16 protein-coding genes and 1 tRNA gene are annotated in these 16,625 nt (G+C 64.7%); 8 read left to right on the plus strand and 9 right to left on the minus strand.

What is annotated here, in order from left to right; all coding sequences use genetic code 11:
* Positions 1 to 70: 70 nt before the first annotated feature.
* Together IWX65_RS06135 and IWX65_RS06140 are read left to right on the plus strand one after the other, a co-directional pair.
* On the plus strand, positions 71 to 1,225 hold the full coding sequence (locus tag IWX65_RS06135; RefSeq protein WP_196881547.1) for a baeRF2 domain-containing protein: 1,155 nt from the start codon (positions 71 to 73) through the stop codon (positions 1,223 to 1,225).
* Complete coding sequence (locus tag IWX65_RS06140) at positions 1,225 to 3,015, plus strand: thiamine pyrophosphate-requiring protein (RefSeq protein ID WP_196881548.1); 1,791 nt, start codon at positions 1,225 to 1,227, stop codon at positions 3,013 to 3,015. The genes IWX65_RS06135 and IWX65_RS06140 overlap by 1 nt, the downstream gene beginning before the upstream one ends.
* Here the strand turns inward: IWX65_RS06140 and IWX65_RS06145 are convergent.
* Complete coding sequence (locus IWX65_RS06145; protein ID WP_196881549.1) at positions 2,972 to 4,219, minus strand: glycosyltransferase 87 family protein; 1,248 nt, start codon at positions 4,217 to 4,219, stop codon at positions 2,972 to 2,974. The two genes, IWX65_RS06140 and IWX65_RS06145, sit on opposite strands and share 44 nt — an antisense overlap.
* A 178-nt stretch (positions 4,220 to 4,397) precedes the next feature.
* Here IWX65_RS06145 and IWX65_RS06150 point away from each other — a divergent pair, with 178 nt between their 5' ends.
* On the plus strand, positions 4,398 to 6,059 hold the full coding sequence (locus IWX65_RS06150; protein WP_196881550.1) for a catalase: 1,662 nt from the start codon (positions 4,398 to 4,400) through the stop codon (positions 6,057 to 6,059).
* Between the two features lie 39 nt (positions 6,060 to 6,098).
* Here IWX65_RS06150 and IWX65_RS06155 read toward each other — a convergent pair whose 3' ends face one another.
* From IWX65_RS06155 to IWX65_RS06170, 4 genes are all read right to left on the minus strand, one after another.
* Positions 6,099 to 6,353 carry a hypothetical protein gene (locus IWX65_RS06155; RefSeq protein ID WP_196823063.1) on the minus strand — a complete coding sequence of 85 codons (255 nt, stop codon included), beginning with the start codon at positions 6,351 to 6,353 and terminating at the stop codon, positions 6,099 to 6,101.
* 77 nt (positions 6,354 to 6,430) lie between these two features.
* Positions 6,431 to 7,348: an SDR family NAD(P)-dependent oxidoreductase gene (locus tag IWX65_RS06160; protein WP_196881551.1), complete on the minus strand. Its 918-nt coding sequence runs from the start codon at positions 7,346 to 7,348 to the stop codon at positions 6,431 to 6,433.
* A gap of 54 nt (positions 7,349 to 7,402) precedes the next feature.
* Entirely contained in the window at positions 7,403 to 7,783 is a 381-nt protein-coding gene (locus tag IWX65_RS06165; RefSeq protein WP_196881552.1) for an LPXTG cell wall anchor domain-containing protein, read from the minus strand.
* A 53-nt stretch (positions 7,784 to 7,836) separates the two neighbouring features.
* Positions 7,837 to 8,031: a hypothetical protein gene (locus IWX65_RS06170; protein ID WP_196881553.1), complete on the minus strand. Its 195-nt coding sequence runs from the start codon at positions 8,029 to 8,031 to the stop codon at positions 7,837 to 7,839.
* Between the two features lie 141 nt (positions 8,032 to 8,172).
* Between IWX65_RS06170 and IWX65_RS06175 the strand changes: the two genes are divergently transcribed.
* Positions 8,173 to 8,667, plus strand: coding sequence for a metallophosphoesterase family protein (locus IWX65_RS06175; protein WP_196881554.1), 495 nt, complete (start codon positions 8,173 to 8,175; stop codon positions 8,665 to 8,667).
* Positions 8,668 to 8,682: 15 nt separating this feature from the next.
* Here IWX65_RS06175 and IWX65_RS06180 read toward each other — a convergent pair.
* A tRNA-Thr gene (locus tag IWX65_RS06180) sits at positions 8,683 to 8,759 on the minus strand.
* Between the two features lie 193 nt (positions 8,760 to 8,952).
* On the opposite strand from IWX65_RS06180, the gene IWX65_RS06185 reads away from it, so the two are divergent.
* From IWX65_RS06185 to IWX65_RS06200, 4 genes are all read left to right on the plus strand, one after another.
* Positions 8,953 to 10,422: an alpha,alpha-trehalose-phosphate synthase (UDP-forming) gene (locus IWX65_RS06185; protein WP_196881555.1), complete on the plus strand. Its 1,470-nt coding sequence runs from the start codon at positions 8,953 to 8,955 to the stop codon at positions 10,420 to 10,422.
* On the plus strand, positions 10,419 to 11,204 hold the full coding sequence (otsB, locus tag IWX65_RS06190) for a trehalose-phosphatase (RefSeq protein WP_196881556.1): 786 nt from the start codon (positions 10,419 to 10,421) through the stop codon (positions 11,202 to 11,204). The genes IWX65_RS06185 and otsB overlap by 4 nt, the downstream gene beginning before the upstream one ends.
* 140 nt (positions 11,205 to 11,344) lie before the next feature.
* Positions 11,345 to 12,433: an ABC transporter ATP-binding protein gene (locus tag IWX65_RS06195; RefSeq protein WP_196881557.1), complete on the plus strand. Its 1,089-nt coding sequence runs from the start codon at positions 11,345 to 11,347 to the stop codon at positions 12,431 to 12,433.
* Between the two features lie 136 nt (positions 12,434 to 12,569).
* Positions 12,570 to 13,928, plus strand: coding sequence for a DUF4032 domain-containing protein (locus tag IWX65_RS06200; RefSeq protein WP_196881558.1), 1,359 nt, complete (start codon positions 12,570 to 12,572; stop codon positions 13,926 to 13,928).
* Between the two features lie 28 nt (positions 13,929 to 13,956).
* Here IWX65_RS06200 and IWX65_RS06205 read toward each other — a convergent pair whose 3' ends face one another.
* The 3 genes from IWX65_RS06205 to IWX65_RS06215 all read right to left on the minus strand — a co-directional run bounded on the left by IWX65_RS06205 (position 13,957) and on the right by IWX65_RS06215 (position 16,484).
* Positions 13,957 to 14,517, minus strand: coding sequence for a DUF4190 domain-containing protein (locus IWX65_RS06205; protein WP_196881559.1), 561 nt, complete (start codon positions 14,515 to 14,517; stop codon positions 13,957 to 13,959).
* A gap of 84 nt (positions 14,518 to 14,601) precedes the next feature.
* Positions 14,602 to 15,927, minus strand: a complete 1,326-nt coding sequence (locus IWX65_RS06210) for an FAD-binding oxidoreductase (RefSeq protein WP_196881579.1) — start codon at positions 15,925 to 15,927, stop codon at positions 14,602 to 14,604.
* Positions 15,928 to 15,992: 65 nt separating this feature from the next.
* Positions 15,993 to 16,484, minus strand: coding sequence for a hypothetical protein (locus tag IWX65_RS06215; protein ID WP_196881560.1), 492 nt, complete (start codon positions 16,482 to 16,484; stop codon positions 15,993 to 15,995).
* Between the last annotated feature and the right edge of the window lie 141 nt (positions 16,485 to 16,625).

Raw genomic sequence — 16,625 nt, forward strand, 5'->3', positions numbered from 1 at the left:
GCTGAAGATCGAATGCCTGATGCTCGCCGACACCGAAGAAAGCCGACACCGAAGAGAGCAGGGGTTGCCCATGACGCAAGCACTGATCGACCACAAGCACCTGTACAGCCTCCAGGGTCCATGGACCACCATTTACGTGGACGGGAGCACGGGCACTGTGGATTCACTCCGAAGCGATGACGTGTTGCCGCGGAATGTCGCCGACAGCATGGAGGCTGCGGGAGCACCGAAGAATGACATCGCCGCGGCCGCGTCAACGCTGGCGAGCACGGCCAAAGGAATGCCGGATCCCTTGGCCCGGTTCATCCTGATCCACGGTGGCGAAGCGGTTGTCGACGAATTCCTCCCCGGTGAGATGGTCATGATGCCGGTGACCGCTGTGGCTTCCGTGCCGGACCTTTCCCCCCTGGTGCGTCACTGCCCTGAAGACTTTGCTTACGTCATCGCCGAGGTGGGCCACGGCGGTGGCGAGGTGTACCTGCGGTATGCGGACGGCGACTCCTCGAGGCCCACCGGAGGAGAACCCGAATCCCATATCGATGGCGATATGGAGCACTCGCGCAAGGTCCAGGGGGGAGGCTGGTCCCATCGCCGGTTCCAGCAGCACGCGGAAAAGGTGTGGAAGATGAACGCGGGCGACGTCGCCGCCGAAATCGACCGCGTCGCCAGGGAAAACCGGGCGCAGCTCGTGATCGTCGCAGGTGATATCCGCGCCCGCCAGCTCGTGGCGGACCAGGTTTCCGAGGAGACCCGCCGCAAGCTCAGCATCATCGACAGCAACACCCGTGCTGCGGGAGCTGACGAAAAGACCTTCGCCCTCCAGGTGCAGGAACTGGTCGCCCTGGTGATGGCCGACCGGCAGCGCATGCTTCTGGAGACCCTGGCGGAGCACGAGGGACAGGCCACCCGCACCACCGCCGTCGGAACCGGTCCGGTGATTACTGCGCTCCAGCAGGGCCAGGTGGACACACTGCTCCTCGAGACGCCCTCGTTGGACGGCCAGACGGTCCTGGCGCTCGATGCCGCTCCCTGGGTTGCTCTTTCCGAGGCCGACACCGCGGGTGCCGGTGTCATCGGCAAGGTTCCGGCCCTCGCGGGCATGCTACGTGCTGTGGCACTGACGGACGCCAAGGTCAGCCTCTACCCTTCGGGTGCGCTCGATTCCCGCTCCATTGCAGCGCTCCTTCGATGGCCGACGGGGCCGGACGTCCCTGCGGCGGAATAGTGGAGCAGCGAACAGCAGCGGATTTCCTCGTCGAAAGACTCCGGCTGTGGAAAGTGGACCGGATCTTCGGTTACAGCGGTGACGGGATCAATCCGCTGCTGGGAGCGCTCCGCCGCTCGGGCAGCCCCGAGTTCATCCAGGCCCGGCACGAGGAAGCGGCCGCCTTCATGGCGGTGGGGCATGCGAAGTACACCGGCGGCGTGGGCGTAGTGACCGCCACGCAGGGTCCCGGGGCAGTCCACCTGCTCAATGGCCTGTACGACGCCAAGCTGGACAGCGTTCCCGTTGTTGCGCTGATCGGCCAGCAAAGCCGGACCGTTCTCGGCTCCGGCTACCAACAGGAAATCGACCTCCTGGGCCTGACCAAGGATGTCGCAACAGCATTCCAGCAGCAGATCGCCGATCCCGAGCAACTCCCGATGGTGCTGGACCGGGCATTCAAGGCCGCGCTCGCGATGCGCGCGCCCGCCGTCGTCATCCTGCCCCATGACATCCAGCAGGCGCCGGCCCCGGTGACCCCGCAGAAACACGGCGTGGTGCCGTCGTCCCCCGTCTGGAGCCAGGGGTGCCTGCTCCCACGGGAACAGGAACTGCACGACGCCGCCGCGCTGCTGAACAGCGGATCGAAAGTGGCCCTCCTCGTGGGCCAGGGGGCGTCGAAGGCGCAGCAGGAAGTACTGGCAATCGCCGAAAGCCTGGGTGCCGGCATCACTACCAGCCTGCTCGGCAAGCCGTTCGTCGATGAGGACCTCGGCCACGCCACGGGAACCATGGGGCATCTGGGCACCAGCGCGAGCGCCTACCTGATGAGCCACTGCGACACCCTACTGATCATCGGCTCGAATGACCCGTGGACCGAGTACTACCCGGCACCGGGGCAGGCGCGGGCGGTGCAGATCGACATTGATCCGCAGGCTATCGGCAACCGCTATCCGGTGGAAATCGCCCTTTCCGGAGACGCCGCGGAGACCCTCGCCGCGCTGACCCAGCTCCTGCACAGCAAGCAGGACCGCGCCTGGCGTGCGGACGTCGAAGCCCAGGTGCGTAGATGGCGCGCCCTCACCCTTGAGCGCGCGATGACGCCGGCCACTCCCCTCAATCCCGAGCGGGTCCTCCATGAGTTGAACGATCACCTGCCCGGCAACGCCCGGGTGGCGGTCGACGTCGGCAGTTCGGTCTACTGGTACGCGCGGCACTTCAGGTTGCCGCGGGGAGTCCCCGCCCATCTTTCGAGCACCCTGGGCTGCATGGGCTGTTCCGTTCCCTACGGCATCGCTGCAAAGCTGGCACGGCCGGACCGCCCGGTGGTGGTGATCAGCGGTGATGGTGCGATGCAGATGGCGGGGATGGCGGAACTCATCACGGTGAGCCGGCGCTGGAGGGACTGGGAGGATCCCCGTTTCATCGTGTGCGTGCTCAACAACGGCGACCTCGCCGAAGTGTCCTGGGAGCAACGGGAGATGGAGTGCGAACCACGGTTTCCGGCAAGCCAGGCACTGCCCGACGTCGACTACGCAGGCTATGCGCGGCTCCTCGGCCTGGGCGGCAGGCGGATCGAGGATCCGCAGCAGGTCGCCGCGGCCTGGGCTGACGCATTCAGTTCCGATCGGCCGTTCCTTCTTGAATTCGTCACCGATCCGGATGTTCCGCTTCTTCCGCCGTTTCCCGCCGGTGCGTCGAAGGTGGAGGGCATGGACAGCGCGCTACGGCAGGAACCCGGCGGTGCCGTACAGGCAAGGGAACTTCTCAGGACGTATGCAGGGCAGGAGAGGCACCGGAGCGACGCCTGAGCTGAAGGAGTTCCCGGACCGCCCAACAGAAGACAACGACGACCAGCAGGTTCCTCAGGGACAGCAGAAGCGCGACACCCGGGTCCAGATCGCGGTAGAGCTGCACGTACAGGATCGGATAGACCAGCGTGGTCAGGAGGCTGACTCCGACCATCAGGACTGCGGGAACCGTCCATTCCCGACCCCTGGTCGCGACCCCCACGGCAACCGCCGCGGCAAGCCAGATCATGAACTGCGGGGAACCCACCTTGTTGAAGACGATCATCGCGCCGATGAGAGCCAGCGTTCCAGTGACCAGCAGCCGTCCGCGGTCGGCCCCGGTCCGCAGTGCCGCCATCAGAAGCGCACCGATCAACACCAGGCTTCCGCACAACAGCGGATTCATCAGGGATCCGACTGTGCCAGCCAATGAGCCGCGGATCTCCATGGTGTCGATCTGGTCATTGAACACCACGGATGTTCCCCCGCTGATTACTGCCTGCCAGAGCCCGGGAGTGCTCAGCGGTGCTTCCAGCTGCATGCCGCGCTCCCCTTGGGCCGCGACGAAGCCGAACAGGTGCTGTGCTCCTCCGCCTGCAACAACTCCTGCGGCGATGGCTGCAGAAACAGCGGCGCCGGCGAGGAAAACCCCCACCCTCGCCTTGCTGACGACCAGCAGTGCGAGTACCGCGGCGGCCGGCCACACCTTGATCCAGGTGGCCGCCGAAAGAATCACCGACGCGACGAGGGGCCGCCCCCCGGCGAGAAGGAGCCCCATGACCACCAACGGCCCGGCGATTCCGTCCACCCGCGAGAACGACAGCGGACCGAGGATCGCCGTCAGAGCTATCCACAGACAGGCAGCCTGCCAGCCATAGCCCGCGGTGCGGCTGGTGAGCAGCATCCGCACAGCGCCGAAGTTGAGCGCCGTGCAGAGGAGGAACCACGCGAGCATGTAGAACTCCGGCCCTGCGAGTGCAGGAAGAACCATCGGGAGCATCGCGCCCACCGGGTAGACCCAGGCCGTGTCGATGCCCTGCCAGCTTCCCGTGGTGAGCCCGTGGAGCGCCCAATGGCGGTAGAGAACCACGTCTCCGTACGTGGTTCCGTCGGAGAAGTACGGAAGGAGGAGCGCAAAAAAGAGCAGATGAACAGCTGCGAACGCTGCAAAGGCCGTGATTTTCCCGGGCATCAGGACAGGGAACTCCGGTCGCGGCGCTGTCATTGGGGGCTTCCTGCCTCATGGTTCAGAACGGGACCACCCTAGCATCGAGCCCTGTCAAGCAGTCCCTTGCAAAACGGATACCAAGGTTGCTGACCAAGCAGGCGTTCGCTAGCGTCGAAGGCACGATCGGCACCGAAAGCCACCAGGACCAATGCTTCTGTAATCAAAGGAGAACGCTGTGACAGATGTAGCAAGCCAGCCGCCCGCAGAGGGTGATGACCGCCCCGTGTTGACCAATCGCCAGGGGCACCAGGTCTATGACAACCAGAACTCGAGAACCATCGGAGCCCGCGGGCCCGCGACACTGGAGAACTACCAGTTCCTCGAGAAGATCAGCCACTTCGACCGCGAGCGCATCCCCGAACGGGTGGTCCACGCCCGCGGAGCGGTCGCCTTCGGCGAGTTCGAGGCCACCGGGAAGTGGGGCGACGAACCTGTCACGAAGTACACGAGGGCGAAGCTGTTCAACGAGCCCGGCAAGAAGACGGAGGTGGCGATCCGTTTCTCCACGGTGATCGGCGGACGTGATTCCTCCGAAGCGGCACGTGATCCCCGTGGCTTCGCCGTCAAGTTCTATACCGAGGACGGCAACTGGGATCTCGTGGGCAACAACCTTGCGGTGTTCTTCATCCGCGACGCCATCAAGTTCCCCGACGTCATCCACTCCCTCAAACCTGACCCGGTGACGTTCCGCCAGGAGCCCGGCCGCATTTTCGATTTCATGTCGCAGACGCCGGAATCGATGCACATGCTCATCAACCTCTTCAGCCCCCGCGGCATCCCGGCCGACTACCGGCACATGCAGGGCTTCGGGGTGAATACCTACAAATGGATTGACGCGGAGGGTGGCACCAAGCTGGTCAAATACACCTGGCAACCGCACCAGGGAGTGAAGAGCCTCACCGAAGCCGATGCCGCGAACATCCAGGCGAACGACCTCGGGCATGCCTCGAAGGACCTTTACGAGGCCATCGAGCAGGGGAATTATCCGAAGTGGGACCTATACGTCCAGCTGATGGACGACGGCGACCACCCGGAACTGGACTTCGACCCGCTCGACGACACGAAGACCTGGCCGGAGCAGGACTTCGAACCGAAGCTCGTGGGCACCATGACCCTGAACCGGAATGTGACCGACCACCACAATGAGAACGAGCAGCTGTCCTTCGGCACCGGCGTGCTGGTGGACGGACTCGACTTCTCGGACGACAAGATGCTGGTGGGCCGGACCTTCAGTTACAGCGACACGCAGCGCTACCGTGTCGGTCCCAACTACCTGCAGCTGCCGGTGAACTCAGCGAAGAATGCGCCTGTCGCCACCAATCAGCGCGGCGGACAGATGTCCTTCGACACGGATGCCGGGCCGGGCCAGAACCCCTCGGTGAATTACGAGCCCTCGATCACCGGCGGGCTGCGTGAAGGCCACTATCCCACCCCGGATGAGGAAGGACCGGAGATCACCGGCAGGCTCACCCGGAAACGGATTCCCCTCACGAATGACTACCTGCAGGCGGGTCAGCGCTACCAGCTGCTGGAACAGTGGGAGAAGGACGACCTGATCGGCAACTTCGTCACCCTGATCAGCCAGGCGGCCCGGCCGGTCCAGGAGCGGATGCTGTGGCACTTCTACATGACCGACGACGAGTTGGGGAGCCGCGTGGGCGATGGGCTTGGCATCCTGCTTTCCGAGATCCAGGATCTCGGACCGCTCCAGAGCCAGACGCTCTCGGAGGAGGAGCTTGCCTGGTTGAAGAACCTGGGCGGCAACGGGTCCCGTTCTGTCGAGGGGCTCACCATGACGCACTGTGTACCCAACGAACACGTCGTCATCCCGCGCTGAACCGGGTTCGGCGTCGGCGGTGAGACGAGGTGGCGGGGTTTACCTCCGCCACCTCAAGGTGGCCCGACGGCTGAGTTCCGCAGTGGCTGCGGCCCCGACGACGAGGGAGAGTATGACAAGTCCCAGCATCAGGTAGAGCCCCACGAGGATAGCCATCGCGTTGGTGGTACCACCAAGGATTACGTGAAGACCGCCCAGCAGGCCCACCACCCAGAATACGGCGACAACGGCGAGCCCTGCCGCAGCCTGGCGCGCGCCGCGATCGAGACGCAACAGGCGTGCACACTGTGACAAAAGGTTCTCCAACTGATCCATATACTCACTATGAGGCCCCGTCAGGAAGTGCCTGGACCATTCGCGTATCGCGTTCGTCACACGTTGCGCCGCCGGGCCAACCCGAACCTCCGCAGCCTCGGCAGGAGCCGCCATCCGCCGCTCACGCTGTACGTGTCGGGGTCGGGATCGGGTGCGAAGACGTTCCCCGCCGAGGGTGCGATATTTCCGCCCCGGAGCATCACCGAACGCATGACGGCGGCCACGAGAGGTTCGTACGCCCTGGGAAGCAACGCCCGAAAGGGTAGGAAGGCTCCCTGCGTCCGGCCCACGATCGTCACCCGCCGCGGTCGGTCCGCCACCCGCATGATCGAGCGCGCCACCCTCAGCGGATCCACGACGGGCGGGAGCGGGTGGATGCGCTTCCCGGTGTAGTTGGCAGCGTGCTGGTAGATGGGCGTGTCGATCGTCGAGGGGAGGACGGTGCAGATTCGAATGCCCGGTTCACCCAGAAGCTCTTCACGCAGCGCCTCCATGAATCCGAGCAACCCGAACTTGCTCGTGACGTAGGGCGAAACGAAAGGCGCGGTGACCCGCGAGTAGACCGAGCCGACCGAGATCAGCACTCCCCGCTGCTGTTGCCGGAAGAAGGGCAGCACCGCCCGCGCGCCGTACACCTGACCGAAGAGGTTGGTCTCGATGAGCTGGCGGAATACCGCCGGGGGCATCTCTTCGAAAGTTCCCAGGCTGAACACCGAGGCACAGCCGACCCACACGTCGATTCGGTCGAAGCGCGCTACAGCGGCCGCGGCGAGCGCTTCGACCTGTTCCTCGACGCTGACGTCGGTCGGCACGGTGAGCACCTCGGCGCCCCGCCCGCGGCACTCACCCGCCACCACGTCGAGGGCCGCGGCACCGCGGCCGGCGAGCACGAGCGCGGCACCGTCAGCTGCGAACGCGTGCGCCGTCGCACGCCCGATGCCGCTCGACGCACCGGTGATCACCACAACCCTCATAGTCCGACTTCCTGGTCGCATTTCCCCGGGCAATGTTCCGGGAAGCTGTTCGGCTTACCGCCCGTCATGCTTCTGGGAATCCACTCTTCCGTCCGGGTCGAGCTCGTTGGCCTTGCGGGTGTGGTTCAGGGTTTCGTCCCGCAGCCCCTGCGCATCACGCTGGCGTTCTTCGGCCTGATGGCGTAGCCGCTCGGCCTCTACCTCCGCGCGCTGAGCCTCGGCTTCCGCCATGGTGGCCTTCGCCTCCCGCTCACGAGCGTCCAGTTCGGACGCCTTCGCTTTCTCGCGCATTTCGGCTGCCTGGTGCCGGTCCTTTTCTTGCTGGTCCTTGAGGTGTTGCTGGCGGCGCTTCCGGGCCAGGAACACCACGAGTCCAATAACAGCCAGGAGAATGATCACGCCGATGATGATCATCACTATCTGATTCGTATCCACTGTTTCCTCTTTTCGGGTTGGAGTGTTCGGTTGGTCGGAAGTGGAGCTGCTGCCTATCCCCCGAGCCCGCTCAGGCCACCCGAGAACTTGGCAAGAAGATCCTTCGGATCGATTCCGAACTTTGACAGCAGGTCCGAATGCTGCTCGGGATCCACCTTGTCTGGAAGTTCCGATTCGGCCTGGCTCGCGGAGTCGCCCTTGCCCTGGGACTTCAGCAGATCGATGATCTGCGATTTGTCGATCTGCATTGTTCCTCCGGTTGGCTACTCGACAGGAGTCAGGGACTGACACACCGCCGCACTCGATCTGATACTAAGCATGCTTGGGGGAAGCATGGCACAGCAGTGATCCTTTGTCACTGGTACCCCTTCACTGAAAGGATTGCCGGTATGGAGATCCGCCTCGTCCTTCTCTCGGACACCCACCTTCCGAAACGGGCCAGGGTGCTTCCCGCGGCACTATGGGATGCAGTGGAGGCAGCGGACGTTGTCGTGCATGCCGGTGACTGGACGGAACTCGCGCTGCTCGACGAGCTCGCACACCGCTCCCGGCGTCTTCTCGCCTGCTACGGAAACAACGACGGCGAGGAGTTCCGGAACCGCCTCCCGCTCGTGGCGCGCGACGTCGTGGGAGGGCTCCGTCTCGCCGTCGTGCATGAGACGGGAGCGAAAACTGGCCGGGAAGCGCGGATGGACGCGCAGTTCCCGGACACGGATGTCCTGGTCTTCGGTCATAGCCATATCCCGTGGGATACCACCACGCCGGGCGGACTTCGACTCCTCAACCCCGGTTCGCCGACCGACCGGCGCCGGCAGCCGCACTGCTCCTACATGACGGCGGTGGTGGCGGGGAACACCATCGAGGTGGAACTGCACGCTCTCTGAGTTCTTCGTACTGTGTGGAGCCTCCTGTCGGATTCGAACCGACGACCCCCGCTTTACAAGAGCGGTGCTCTGGCCAACTGAGCTAAGGAGGCGTGCTGGCTGAGCCAGCGAGCGCCGTCGTCACCTCTGACGGCTGACGACTTGCGCTCCATCAGGTTATCCCAGCGCCGGCCGGGTTCGAAAATCAGCCCCGGTTCTGATTCCACCCTCCGCTCCGGTTCTCCGGCCACGGCGGGATGGAACGGATAGAGTCGTCAGCAGGCCTACTATCGCGCAGGAGCCAGAGTGAGTTCAGCAGATCAACCCCCTACCGACAGCACTCCAACGAGCACTGACTACGGAGACTTCGAGTTCATCGTGGTCTCCAATCGACTGCCGGTGGACCGCATGACCGACGACGACGGCAGCAGTTCCTGGCGCCGCTCACCCGGCGGGCTGGTGACGGCACTCGCCCCCGTCATGGCGAAGGCCGATGGAGCATGGGTGGGCTGGCACGGCGCCCCCGACGAAACGCTCGAGTCCTTCGACGAAGCGAACATGCGGCTGGTACCGGTCCCCCTCAGCGAGGAGGAAGTGGAGCTGTACTACGAGGGTTTCTCCAACGCCACGCTGTGGCCGCTGTATCACGACGTCATCGCCTCCCCCGAGTTCCACCGCACCTGGTGGGACTCCTACCGTCGCGTCAACGAGCGCTTCGCCCGGGCAACGGCTGCGGTCGCGTCCGAGGGGGCCACGGTCTGGGTGCAGGACTACCAGTTGCAACTGGTGCCGAAGCTGCTGCGCGAGGCCCGACCCGACCTCAAGATCGGCTTTTTCAACCACATCCCCTTTCCCCCGCTGGAGATCTACGCACAGCTGCCATGGCGGCGCCAGGTGATCGAGGGACTGCTCGGGGCGGATCTGATCGGCTTCCAGCGACCCAGCGATGCGAGCAACTTCCTGCGATGCGTGCGCCGGTTCAAGGGACACACCATCAAGGCCCAGCAGGTCCATGTGACGGGCGAGAACGGCGAGTTCTCCTATGTCTCCCGAGCGGAGGCCTTCCCCATCTCCATCGACGCCAGTGCCATCGCCGAACTGGCCCGGCGCGAAGACATCATCGAGCGGTCCCGGGAGATCCGTCGCGAGCTGGGGAACCCGGAGCACATCCTGCTCGGGGTGGACCGCCTCGACTACACCAAGGGCATCGGCCACCGGCTGAAAGCGTACGGCGAGCTCCTCGAGGACGGCAACATCACCGTCGAGGACGCCGCGCTGATCCAGGTGGCCAGTCCCAGCCGTGAGCGTGTGGAACAGTACCGGCTTCTGCGGGAGGACATCGAGGGGGCCGTCGGCCGGATCAACGGAACCTACGACACCATGAAGAACACCGCCATCCGCTATCTCCACCACAGCTACCCCGTCGAGGAAATGGTGGCGCTCTACCTCGCCGCCGACGTCATGCTCGTCACCGCCCTTCGGGACGGCATGAACCTCGTTGCCAAGGAATACGTCGCGGCACGCACGGAAAACCGCGGTGCGCTGGTGCTCAGCGAGTTCGCAGGAGCCGCCGACACCCTGCGGCAGGCCATCCTCGTGAATCCCCACGACATCGACGGGTTGAAGGCTGCGATCGTCAAGGCCCTCACCATGCCGAAGGCGGAGACCATCCGACGCATGCGCATCATGCGCCGGCAGGTACTGCAGAACGATGTCGAGCGTTGGTCGAAAGCCTTCCTCGACGCGCTGCACAACGGCCACGAGGAGGAATCATGAGTGCCCTGCAGGACGATGCCCTGGCCCGCGCACTGAAGACGCTGGCCGCCACCGAGCATCTCCTGGTCGCCGTGGACTTCGACGGCACGCTGTCGCCCCTCGTCGAACGCGCCGAGGACGCCCGGCCCCTTCCCGGTTCCGCCGCAGCACTGCAGGCGCTGGCCGCGTTGCCCCGGACGACGACGGCGCTCATCTCCGGCCGCGCGCTCGACAGCCTTCGCGTTGTGGCGAATCCCGGGCCGGATACCCTGCTCATCGGCAGTCACGGCGCGGAGACCTGGACAGGCACAGGGAGGGAACCCCTCACGCTTACCGGGGAACAGCAGGCGCTGTTGGAAACCGCTACTGCGGCCGTTCAGCAGGTTGTCGACGTGCACCCCGGCTCGCGGGTCGAATTCAAGCCCGCCGGGGTGGTCCTGCACACCCGGACCGCCGACGAGGACGTGGCGCGCGCCGCCGTCGAAGCCGCCCGCGCGGGCCTCGCCGACCTTCCCGGGCTGACCATCAGCGACGGGAAGAGGGTGCTGGAGGTGTCGGTGGTCAAGGCTGACAAGGGCACAGGTCTGGGCCGGTTACGGGCGCTGGCGGGCGCCACGGCAGTGTTCTTCGCGGGCGACGACGTGACGGATGAACATGCCCAGCGCGCGCTCGATCCGCAGGATGTCGGGGTCAAGGTCGGCGACGGCGACAGCGCCGCGCGATACCGCGTTCCCTCCCCCGCGGCGCTGACCTCCGTCCTCGAGGAACTGGTGGCGCTGCGCTCCGCAGGTGCGTCTCCCTAGGATCCGTGCCATACTCAGGGGGCGTGACATATCTTACCGACCAGTCGTGTCGGTGAGATTTCTGCACGCAAACAACTGAATACTTCTCCCATTCACAACGGATCGTCGGGCACGTACCTGCCCGTGAAAAGGAAAACAACATGGCAACTGTCACTTTTGACCAGGCCACGCGCCTCTACCCGGGCACTGAAAAACCCGCGGTGGACAAGCTGGACATTCAGATCGCCGACGGCGAATTCCTCGTCCTCGTGGGTCCCTCGGGTTGCGGGAAGTCGACCTCGCTCCGCATGCTTGCGGGTCTTGAGGACGTGAACTCCGGCCGGATCCTGATCGGTGACCGCGACGTCACCGACGTCCCCCCGAAGGACCGCGATATCGCGATGGTGTTCCAGAACTACGCCCTCTACCCGCACATGTCCGTGGCGGACAACATGGGCTTCGCCCTCAAGATCGCCGGTATATCTAAGGAAGAGCGCGCGGAGCGCGTCCGGGAAGCTGCGAAGCTCCTCGACCTTGAGGACTACCTCGACCGCAAGCCGAAGGCACTCTCCGGTGGACAGCGTCAGCGTGTTGCCATGGGCCGCGCAATCGTCCGTAACCCCCAGGTCTTCCTGATGGATGAGCCGCTCTCCAACCTCGACGCGAAGCTCCGGGTCCAGACCCGCACGCAGATCGCCTCGCTCACGCGCCGGCTCGGGGTCACCACGGTCTACGTGACCCACGACCAGGTGGAGGCCATGACGATGGGTGACCGCGTTGCGGTCCTCAAGGGCGGCATCCTGCAGCAGGTCGACACGCCGCGCAATCTGTACGAGCGGCCGAAGAACGTCTTCGTTGCCGGGTTCATCGGGTCGCCGGCCATGAACCTGCTCGAGATGCCGGTCACGGACGGCGGCGTCCTTTTCGGGGGCATCGTCTACCCGGTCCCCGGCGACATCCTGCGTAACGCTGCGGGCAGCACCGTCACGCTGGGTGTCCGTCCCGAGGACCTCGTCCTCAGCTCCACCGGCGAAGGCCTTCAGGTGGAGGTCGACGTCGTCGAGGAACTCGGAGCCGATGCCTACATCTACGGGCACACCACGCTCAACGGCAAGGACCACGACATGGTGGTCCGCGTCGACGGCCGCCGCCCTCCAATGAAGGGTGACACCGTGTACGTCCGGCCCGAGCCGGGCCACGTCCACCTCTTCGACACCTCCTCAGGGCTTCGTCTGGCTGAGACGGTCTGATCCGGCACCCGCCCTGGACGCGGCGGTCCGCTGGTTGCCTCGGCAGCCGGCAGGCCGCCGCTTCCTGCTTTAACCGCGTCCTGGAATTAGGCTGGGACAAGATTCCCCATCCCCACCGTGACCCGGAGGCAACACCATGACCGAGGCTTCCAACGCCAACTGGCACAACGAACCCACCGACTACGACCAGGCCGGCAAGCTTCCACGAGTCCGGACAGCGGCATCACCGTCCACGCTCGGATCACTCAACATCACCGCAGCGGCAACGGATCCGGAGCTGCTGGACCTACCCTGGCACGTGGCCCTGGAGGAATGGCCGACTCAGAGCCTGGCTGCCCTGCCCCGCGGCATCTCCCGGCACGTAGTACGGTTTGCCCACCTCGGCGGATCGATCATCGCCGTCAAGGAGACCAGCGAACACGTCGCCCGGCACGAGTACCACATGCTTCGCAAGCTCCAGCGCCTGGACGTGCCGTGCGTCGAACCCGTTGCGGTCATCTCGGGCCGGACCACCCCCGAGGGTGAGGACCTGGACCCGGTCCTGGTGACCCGGCACCTGAAATTTTCGCTGCCCTACCGCGCACTGTTCTCTCAGACACTGCGGCGTGACACCCTGACCCGCCTCATCGACGCGCAGGCACTGTTGCTCGTACGCCTGCACCTCATCGGCTTCTATTGGGGCGATGTTTCACTGTCCAACACCCTGTTCCGCCGGGACGCGGGTTCCTTCGCCGCCTACCTCGTCGACGCCGAAACGGGCGAGCTCTACCCAGAACTGTCCAGTGGCCAGCGGGAATACGACCTGGAGATAGCACGCGTGAATATCGCCGGTGAGCTGATGGATCTGGCGGAAGGCGGACTGATCGAGGAGAAGGTCGACCCGCTAGCCACCAGCGAGCTCATCATGGACAGCTATCGACGGCTGTGGACGGAACTCACGGAACAGGAATCGTTCGAGCTCGGCGAGCGGTGGCGTGTGGGCGCGCGGATCCGGCGGCTCAATGAGCTGGGGTTCGACGTCGAGGAATATGCGATCAGGACAGCCGCGGACAGCAGCCAGATCCAGCTCCAACCGAAAGTCGTGGATGCCGGCCACCATAGCCGCCGCCTCCTACGATTGACAGGCCTCGACGCACAGGAGAACCAGGCCAGGCGCCTACTCAACAACATGGATGCCTATCGGGCGGACAACAACCCGAACCTGGACGAGGAGCTGAGCGCACACCTGTGGGTCAGCGAAGTGTTCGAGCCCATCGTCAAGGCAGTTCCCCGTGAGCTCGGTGGAAAACTGGAACCGGCTGAAGTAGTTCACGAAGTCCTTGAGCACCGCTGGTACATGTCCGAGCGGGAAGATCGGAACGTCCCGATGGCCGAGGCCGTGCAGTCATACCTCGATTCCGAATTGCGGCATCGGCGGGACGAGGCTGAGATCATGCTCACCGCCGACTCCAAGGCCATCGGTCTCGACGGGGACAGCGACTTCGAGAACAGCTAGGCCTGGAACTGCTCTGGAGGCCGAAGCGTCAGGCCGGGCCGCAGTCGATTTCCTGGCCGTTGTAGATCTGCGGGCCTGGACCGGCTTGCTCGCAGAATTCAGCTACTTCCTGAATGAGTGGAGCAGCCGCAACAAGGCCTGCAATGAGGAGGACCAGACCGATCGTCGCAAGTGCGCCGATGATGATTCCTGCTACCGCCAGTCCATTGCCCATTCCGGCTTTCTTGGACTTCACCAGGGCGATGATACTGACGATCACACCGACGGGGTTCAGGAAGGGAATGAAGGCGAGGACGAATCCGACGATGCCGAGCGTCCGGCCGGGATTGTCCCTGGGGGGCGCCCCGTAGCCCTGCTGGCCGGGGTAGCCTCCCCCGTCCGAGGAGTACGGAGACTGGCCGTACTGTGCCTGAGCCCCTGGTTGGCCATATGGCGACTGGCCCTGCGGAGACTGACCGTAGGGTGGCGGGGCTCCTGGTTGGCCATATGGCGACTGGCCCTGCGGAGACTGGCCATACTGCGGCTGGCTCCCGGGGGGATCGTTCTGGTCCGGTCCGCCCTGCTGTGGACCTGGAATGTTACTCGACATTATTGCCCCCAAAATAGCGAATGATTGAGCCCTTACGGTTGGTAGAACACTAGCACCGGGCCCCAGTTCCGAGCCGTCCGCGGGTCACTGTTGCACGGCCGGTACGATCGCCTTGCCGGGATTCAGGATGCCGCGCGGATCGAAGACGTCCTTGATGCGACGCTGGAGTTCGAGAACCTCGTCAGCCTGCTCCCAGGGCAGCCATCGCAACTTGTACTGGCCCACCCCGTGCTCACCGGTGATGGTTCCACCGAACTCGAGCGCAATCCGCACCGATTCGTCGAGTGCCACACCCAGCCGCTCGAGAGCGGCTGGGCCATCTGCCCGGGAAACCCAGAAAGTGGGATGGAGATTGCCGTCACCCGCATGCGCGACAACTTTCAGGTGCACCTCCAGACGCTCGGCGATGCCTTCGAGCGCCTCGATGTAATCTACGAGACTGGACTTCGGCACGGCCACGTCCTCACCCACCCGGACCTCGTGTTCCACAGCATCTCCCCTGCTGTGCCGGCGCAACTCGATCAGGTCGGCGGCTTCCCCCGCTCCGACGTCGGACAGGGTGCCGCCCACTTCGGAGAGCACGTGGCGGATGACCAACGCCTCCTCATCCGCCCCGAATCCGTCGGTCTGCAGGAGCAACAGCGCCCCTCCGCGGGAAGCAAGCCGGGACCCGTGCGCGGTATCCAGCGCCTGCATGGTCATGCCGTCCAACAATTCGAGGATGGCGGGCTGTACGCGGGCACGAGCTACTGCCAGGACCCCTGCCGCGGCAGAGCGCACATCGGGGAAGAACGCCGCGATCGTGTTGACCTTCTCCGGCAGGTATCGCAGCCGCACGGTAATACCCACCACGATTCCGAGGGTCCCCTCGGAACCGATGATCAGCGCCGTCAGGTCGTACCCGGCGACGCCCTTGAAGGTGGAATGTCCGGTATGGACCAACGTCCCGTCAGCAAGCACGACGTCGAGGGCCAGGACCGAATCACGGGTCACCCCGTATTTGGCGCACCTCAGCCCGCCGGCGTTGGTTGCTACGTTGCCCCCGATCGTCGACCACCGGTAACTCGCGGGGTCCGGGGCAAACATCAGCCCGTGTGCCGCCACGGCAGAATTGAGGTCCGCGTTGATCACGCCGGGTTCGACGACGGCAACCTCATCTTCAGGGCGGATCGCGAGAATGGCGTTCATGCGTTCGAGGCTCAGTACGATGCAGCCGGAAGTTGCATGGGCACCACCGGATACACCGCTCCCGGCTCCACGGCCCACCACCGGAACATTGCAGCGGCTTGCCCACTTCAAAACGGTCTGCACGTCCCGGACACTTTCCGGCCATACGACAGCAAGCGGCAGGACGCTATCCGTAACGGGGCCCTGATCATGGCTGTAGGCCAGAAGGTCAGCTTCCGCCATCGACACCCGGCCGGGCAGCAGTTTCACCAAGTCATCAGTTACGGGGCGGGGCACTTCCTGTCGGCTCACAACGCGCCCCCCATGAATCTCGCGTAGTGGCTGAGTGCTTCCGGCCAGAATTCCTCGTAGCGGCGACGAAGCTCACCGGCCCCGGCAACCGGCTCCCACCCTCCGTGCCTGACGGCCACCGCAGTCCGGGGATCACCGAATCCACCGACTTCCGAAAACGTAATGGTGACCGAGGTGGAGGGAGCTGTTCCCGGGCGGTGCCTCCAGATCAACTCGAGGCTCGCATCAGGGGTGCTGCCCGTTACTTCAGCCCAGACCGTTTCCTCGTCTTCCGGTGAGGTCTCCACGAGAGCATTCGATTCAAGATCGAAAAAGCTCCCGCTTCCCCAGACACTGAGCAGCGACGCCGGCCACCATAAATGGATGTGATCGCTGAAGCCGGCCCAGGCGTGCGTGCGGTCCGCCGGCACTGTCACGTCGGCGCGAACATCTCCGACAGGGCCCTCGCGGGGTGGTTCCGGTGTGGGATGGGAGAACAAGTCACTCATGGTCCGACCTTACCGGTGGTGGGGTCTGCAGCCCGGCTCGCCTTTCCCCTGTGCGCCAGGCTGGAGTGAGACACCCTTACTAATTCCTTCCCTTGCACGGGGTGAGAAGCGAGACAAATAGCGATGACGATGACGACGGCT

This window comes from Arthrobacter sp. CAN_A214 (assembly GCF_015751955.1).
Lineage (GTDB): Bacteria > Actinomycetota > Actinomycetes > Actinomycetales > Micrococcaceae > Arthrobacter_D.